Here is a 6,087-nt window from a genome sequence, read left to right on the forward strand (position 1 = left end):
AGCAATTTCAGGACATTGTTTCGATTATATAATAGTAAAGCTCCCAATCATTTGGGAGCTTTACTATTTTAGGCATTCTATGTAAACTGGAGAATTAAAGAAATCTAAAATGTCCAGATTCTGATTCTTTGCCGTATCATAGGAAGAAATTCGTGTGATCAGCATCTCACAATCCTTAAAATAAAATTTAATTTTAGGAAAAATATCTTCACGTGCAGTGATTGATTTAGTATTTTTAAGATTGTCAAATTGAAAGCTGTCGAGAATGTTATTATTTAAATCTAGTACATAAAAAACATAGCTTATTTTACTTCCTTCTTCTTCATCTGGTTTAGTTGTAAAAACAAGTGTTTTTGAAGCTGTCTCAGATAGAACAAAATAGCCGTTTATTTCTTTAGAATTATTTAATTTATATGTTTTAAACTTATTTGTTCCTATGTGGATATAATCAAAGTCTTTAAATTTAATCTTACTTTCAATATCCGAGTTAGGTAGTTTATAAAAAACGATCTTTTCAGTATTATCAATTCGAAAAAAATTACTTTTTATGTTAATCTTCGATCCATCATTAGTAAGTATAAAACTTTCGGAAAATGGCATAGAAAAAGAGTTCATGCTAAGAAATAGCATTAAAAAGTAAAATTTTTGCATGTTGTATTAGGTTGTAATTTTGTTTTTTCAAAACTATGCTAATACTATTTGTTCTTTGTTAACAAACTATAAATCTTAGATTAATAAAATTAAATTTTTAGTAATGCTAAAACTTAAACAAAGCATAAAGTAGAAGGGGATAAAAAAAGTGCAAATTGTATCGGCATTGCCTTATATACAATTTGCACTTTTTTTTATTTGGAAACTCCTGGTAAATTGTGATAGATAAAATCTCCATGAACACCGGTGAATGCTAATTTTAACTGATCAAAAAAAGCTTTGCTGTCGGTTTCGTTCGGCCATGCCGCTTTTACTAATTCATCTTGTTTTTGGCCTGATTTTTCTATGTCGGCGAAAGAGTCATAAAAAAAGGCTTCCATAAAATCTCTGCTGTCCGATCCCCAAGAGTGGCGAAAAGGATAATATCCCTTGATGAAAGGATCCTTCAGGGTAATTTTTTCATTGTATTCCTTCATACCTTTACCTTTGCCGGACATTGACATTTGTGATTTTCGAATGTAAACAATCATTGGGTCTTTTGTAGTTGCTTTAAATTCTTTCATGCCAATCGTTTCGATGGAAGAATAAATTTCGTCTGAGTGCATTGGAATATAATAGCTGTTTTGTTTGTCAAAAAAAGCGGTTCGTACTTTTTCATCAGGCCAGGCTTTTTTGGCAAGCTCGTCTGAGAGTTCACCAGCTTTTTCAATGTCTTCCCAAGTTTTGAAAACATTGACCAAAATCACTTCGGAGCTGTTTTCGGTGTAATAATGGGTCAGAATTTCCGAGCCAATTATTAAATCATTTTTGCTCGTCACTTTGTCAAAGTACTCTTGTTCCGTTGCCTTCCAATCTTTCGCATCCGTATTTAAATTTCTGTGGAGGGTAGTAAAAGTAATAAATACAGGTTTGGGGGGATCTTGTGCATGAATATTCATACTGAACAGGAATGTTAAAATTAACATTCTTAACGAAAAAAAAGCGTTCTTTCTCATAATAAAACTAAAATTAAATTATTAATTAACACAAAACTCTTATAAATTTAGTAAATTGTTAATCAGATAGTTATGAAATTTTAATTTTTTTTCAGAGAAAAAGAAAAGTATTTTTAAAACTCTTTATTTAACGGTAATTCAGCCACGACAAAAGTGCTTCCGCCAATATAAATAAAATCTTCTTTTGTAGAATTATTCTGAGCCTCGATGTAAGCTTCTGTTACAGAGTTATATGTATTCCCGTTCAATGCAAACTGTAATGCTTTTTCTTGTAACAAAGCAGCATCTAAGCCTCTTGGAATATCCGGTCTGCAAAAATAATAAGTCGCATTTTTTGGAAATAAAGGCAAAACTTCGTTCAGTTCTTTGTCATTGACAACTCCCAGTACAATATGCAGGTTTTTAAAAGTTTCTTTTTGTATCTGTTTCAAAACAATTTCGAGACCATTTTTGTTGTGTGCCGTGTCGCAAATTACTTTTGGGTTTTCTCCCAATTGCTGCCATCTTCCGAGTAATCCAGTGTTTTTTACCACATGGAGCAACCCAGATTGTATGTTTTCGTCATTCACCTTAAAATTCGTTTGCTCATTTAAAATTTTGAAAGTTTGTATAACCGTTTTTTTATTGTGTTCTTGATAATCACCAATTAAATCAGAAGGAAAGGTTTCCGAAATCAAGTCAGATGCAAAATAGATTTCGGCTTTATTTTCTTTGGCTTTCGCTAAAAAAACAGGATGTGTTTCAGGAGTATATTCACCAATGACAACAGGGATTTTGGGTTTGATGATTCCCGCTTTTTCGGTCGCAATAGATTCTAAAGTGTTACCCAAATACTGAATGTGATCAATGCCGATATTGGTAATTACCGAAACCAATGGTGTGATGATGTTTGTAGCATCCAGTCTTCCGCCAAGTCCCACTTCGATAATCGCGATATCCGTTTTTTCTTTTGCAAAATAATCAAAAGCCAATCCAACCGACATCTCGAAGAAACTCATGTCATTTTCTTCAAAAAATGTTTTGTGCGTATTTATGAATTCACATACAAAATCTTCGGAAATTTCGATGCCGTTAATTTTGATTCGCTCCCGAAAATCTTTTAAATGGGGAGAAGTATAAAGCCCCACTTTGTATCCCGCTTCCTGAAGACCGGAAGCCAGCATGTGGGAAGTTGAGCCCTTGCCATTAGTGCCGGCAACGTGAATGCATTTTATCTTTTTGTGAGGATTATCAAGATGGTCAGCCAGTAAATGGATATTGGTTAAATCTTTTTTATAAGCCGAAGCCCCTTGCAGTTGATACATTGGAAGCTGGTTAAACATCCAGTTTGTGGTTTCTTGATAGTTCATTAATTTTTGATAAAATAGTTGCGGATTGAAATATTTTTTGCTTTTTTTAGTTTAATATTACAGTGAAAATAGATCAGTTATTGTTTTTGACTTTCAAACTACAAAATTGAAATATTTTTTAGAATTAATGATTATAAACCAAGAATAATATATGTTTAGTTTTATACAATTACAAGCTGATACTCTTGCCACTGCTGCGTCCAATGTTGTCATCGAAAAAGTGGCAACCAATAATGAAATCTCCGTTTTAGGATTCATTCTAAAAGGAGGATTTTTTTTAATTCCCATTGCGATACTGTTGTTTTATACTTTTTATCTAATTATAGAGCGCTATTTGTACATTAATAAAAAGGCAAAAGTAGATCCTCTTTTGATGCGCGATGTTCGCGATCACTTGACTTCAGGAAATTTTGATTTGGCCCGTTCCATAACCGAAAGAACCAATACAGCTTCGGGTAATGTGATTAAAGAAGGGATTTTGTTAATAGGCCGTCCCATTGCCGAAATTGAATCGAATATGGATCGCGCAGCCGATATCGAAATTGCCGAAATGGAACAGCATTTGGGACAATTGGGATTGATTGCGGGTATTGCACCAACGCTAGGATTCATCGGAACAATTTCGGGGGTAATCAAGATTTTTTACAGCATTTCGGTAACTGAGAATATCAGTATCGGGAATATCTCGGGAGGTTTATACGAGAAAATGATCAGTAGCGGATCGGGATTAATCGTAGGAATCATTGCCTACAGTGCCTACCACTTGCTGAACGGGAAAATTGATAATTATGCTTTGAAAGTACAAAAGCAGATATTAGAATTCGTCAATATTATTCAAAAAGCATAAGTCATGTCTATCAAAAGAAAAAGAAGATTTCACGCTGAGGTCGCTACGTCGTCCCTGAGTGACATTATGTTTTTTTTGTTGCTGTTTTTCTTGATAATCTCCACTTTGGCCAATCCAAATGTGATTAAAATGACGTTACCAAAGTCAAAAACCAATGAAAAAACCAACAAACAATACATCAGTTTATCCGTCACCGAAGACAAGAAATTCTACATAGACAAACAGCCCGTTGCTTTCGAAGAACTCGAAGCTACTTTGATGTCCAAAATAGATGCTCAAAAAGACCAAACTGTTGTCGTTAGGATTCCGTTCAATCTGCAAGTTCAGGATTTGGTCGATGTACTGCAGATAGGAGTGAAGAACAACCTAAAATTTGTTATCGCCACAAGTCCGAAGTAAAAATATAAAAATCAGTTGGGCGTGACCGCAATAAAAAATGGGGCTGCTTTAGATTGTCTAGAGTCGCCCCATTTTTTATTGCGGTCGGGCCATCCATGCTACTTCGGTAGCTTATTCCTGTCCCTCACGCGCATTACGCAAACACAAGAGATTATAGGTTTTAATAAAGTTTTTTGAATTTTGTTTCCGAAATAGATAGCTCTACAGGATCTTAAAATTTCGTAAAATGCTATGAAATGAAAAGTTGTTTAAACTTGAAGGCCAATATTCTAAAGAGCAAAAGCGTAACATTTTCAAAAAGAGTATACTAATAAAATTAAGAATTAACTTAAAGGTATATTTTATGAAAAACATTTCAAGGCGGTCTTTTGTCAATAAATTTGGTTTAGGCGTTGGAGCAACTGTTGTTATGACAGCACTCCCTTCATATATAACACAGACAGAAAAGTCTCAGAAACCATACGCAGGAAAGAAGCTGAATATAGCGCTTTGCGGTTTAGGCAATTACGCAGCTATGTTAGCAGAAGGAATTGTGATTTCCGAATATTGCAATTTAGCGGGCATAGTAACCGGGTCGCCTGAGAAAGCTGCAAAATGGAAAAAACAATATAATATCCCCGAAAAGAATATTTATAATTATCAAAATTTCGACGAAATAATCAATAACAAAGATATAGATTTAGTGTACGTTGTTTTGCCAAATGGTCTGCACAAAGATTTTGTAATTCGTTCTGCAAAAGCAGGAAAACATGTAATTACAGAAAAGCCAATGGCGATTTCTGTTGCTGATTGTGAAGAAATGATAAAAGCCTGTAATGATAATAATGTTCAATTGGCTATCGGTTATCGCTTGCATTACGAGCCAACACATTTGGAAATTAAAAGATTGGGACAAGAAAAAGTTTTTGGACAAGTACGATTTATAGAAACATCACTAGGCTATAAGACCTATGATACTCTTGATAAAAAAACAATCGTTGATAAAAACAGCCAAAGCGAATGGAGGCTAAATAAGAAATTATCAGGTGGCGGTCCTTTAATGGATTTAGGAATTTATTGCATTCAGGCAAGCCGTTACGTTTTAGGAGAAGAACCAATCGCTGTTACCGCACAATTTGGCACGGTGAATGATAAAAACAGGTTTTCTGAGACTGAGGAAAGCATATCCTGGCAAATGGAATTTCCGAGTGGGGCAGTTTCAAACTGCAATACTTCATGCGGTTACAATATTGACAGGTTTTACGCAACTGCCGACGAGGGCAGTTTTGAATTAAGTCCAGCATTGAGTTATGGACCCTATAAAGGTAAAACTTCAGAAAAAGAATTGAAATTTCCTGAAATAAACCAGCAAAAAATACAAATGGATGAAATTTGTAAAGTATTATTAGAAAATAAAAAATTACCTAATCATATTACAGGAGAAGAAGGATWAAAGGATATGAAAATTATTAATGCAGTTTACAAATCTGCCAAGACGGGAAAGAAAATTTTCATAGTATAGAAAGAAAATATCTTCAAAAAAACTAAACTCCTAAACTAGCCCCGATTGCAGTGAAAATCCTCTCTCGTCTCGTCCCTAAAGACGAGACGAGAGAGATTGTAACGGAAAGATTCTGTGTTGATTTTCTAATAAATCTAAATTTTATTTTTTAATTTTTATCATTAAATTTGTCCTCTAAGTCGGCCATAGAGCTAGACTGTATAGCGTGCTTATGCCTTTTGTGCTTGCACGCTATTTTTTTTATAATCCTTGTCGTAAGTTGTTTTGTTTTTATAAAGAACATAAATCAATTCCAATAACTTTCTCTGAACGGCGACACATCCTTTCATTTTAATCCCATGTTTT

Annotated in this window: 6 protein-coding genes; 3 read left to right on the plus strand and 3 right to left on the minus strand. The window is 34.1% G+C overall.

Annotation, left to right across the window (positions count from 1 at the left end; all coding sequences use genetic code 11):
• Positions 1 to 63 precede the first annotated feature (63 nt).
• The 3 genes from AC1DVP_RS18330 to AC1DVP_RS18340 form a co-directional block, all read right to left on the minus strand.
• Entirely contained in the window at positions 64 to 600 is a 537-nt protein-coding gene (locus tag AC1DVP_RS18330) for a hypothetical protein (RefSeq protein ID WP_477184927.1), read from the minus strand.
• A gap of 245 nt (positions 601 to 845) precedes the next feature.
• On the minus strand, positions 846 to 1,646 hold the full coding sequence (locus tag AC1DVP_RS18335; protein WP_477184928.1) for a hypothetical protein: 801 nt from the start codon (positions 1,644 to 1,646) through the stop codon (positions 846 to 848).
• A 113-nt stretch (positions 1,647 to 1,759) separates the two neighbouring features.
• Positions 1,760 to 2,995 carry a bifunctional folylpolyglutamate synthase/dihydrofolate synthase gene (locus AC1DVP_RS18340; protein WP_477184929.1) on the minus strand — a complete coding sequence of 412 codons (1,236 nt, stop codon included), beginning with the start codon at positions 2,993 to 2,995 and terminating at the stop codon, positions 1,760 to 1,762.
• A gap of 151 nt (positions 2,996 to 3,146) precedes the next feature.
• Between AC1DVP_RS18340 and AC1DVP_RS18345 the strand changes: the two genes are divergently transcribed.
• The 3 genes from AC1DVP_RS18345 to AC1DVP_RS18355 all read left to right on the plus strand — a co-directional run bounded on the left by AC1DVP_RS18345 (position 3,147) and on the right by AC1DVP_RS18355 (position 5,742).
• Positions 3,147 to 3,842: a MotA/TolQ/ExbB proton channel family protein gene (locus AC1DVP_RS18345; RefSeq protein ID WP_477184930.1), complete on the plus strand. Its 696-nt coding sequence runs from the start codon at positions 3,147 to 3,149 to the stop codon at positions 3,840 to 3,842.
• A gap of 3 nt (positions 3,843 to 3,845) precedes the next feature.
• Positions 3,846 to 4,241 carry a biopolymer transporter ExbD gene (locus tag AC1DVP_RS18350; protein WP_315201456.1) on the plus strand — a complete coding sequence of 132 codons (396 nt, stop codon included), beginning with the start codon at positions 3,846 to 3,848 and terminating at the stop codon, positions 4,239 to 4,241.
• A gap of 343 nt (positions 4,242 to 4,584) precedes the next feature.
• Positions 4,585 to 5,742: a Gfo/Idh/MocA family protein gene (locus AC1DVP_RS18355; RefSeq protein ID WP_477184931.1), complete on the plus strand. Its 1,158-nt coding sequence runs from the start codon at positions 4,585 to 4,587 to the stop codon at positions 5,740 to 5,742.
• The last annotated feature ends 345 nt before the right edge of the window (positions 5,743 to 6,087 follow it).

The organism is Flavobacterium sp. P3_A6 (genome assembly GCF_056403035.1).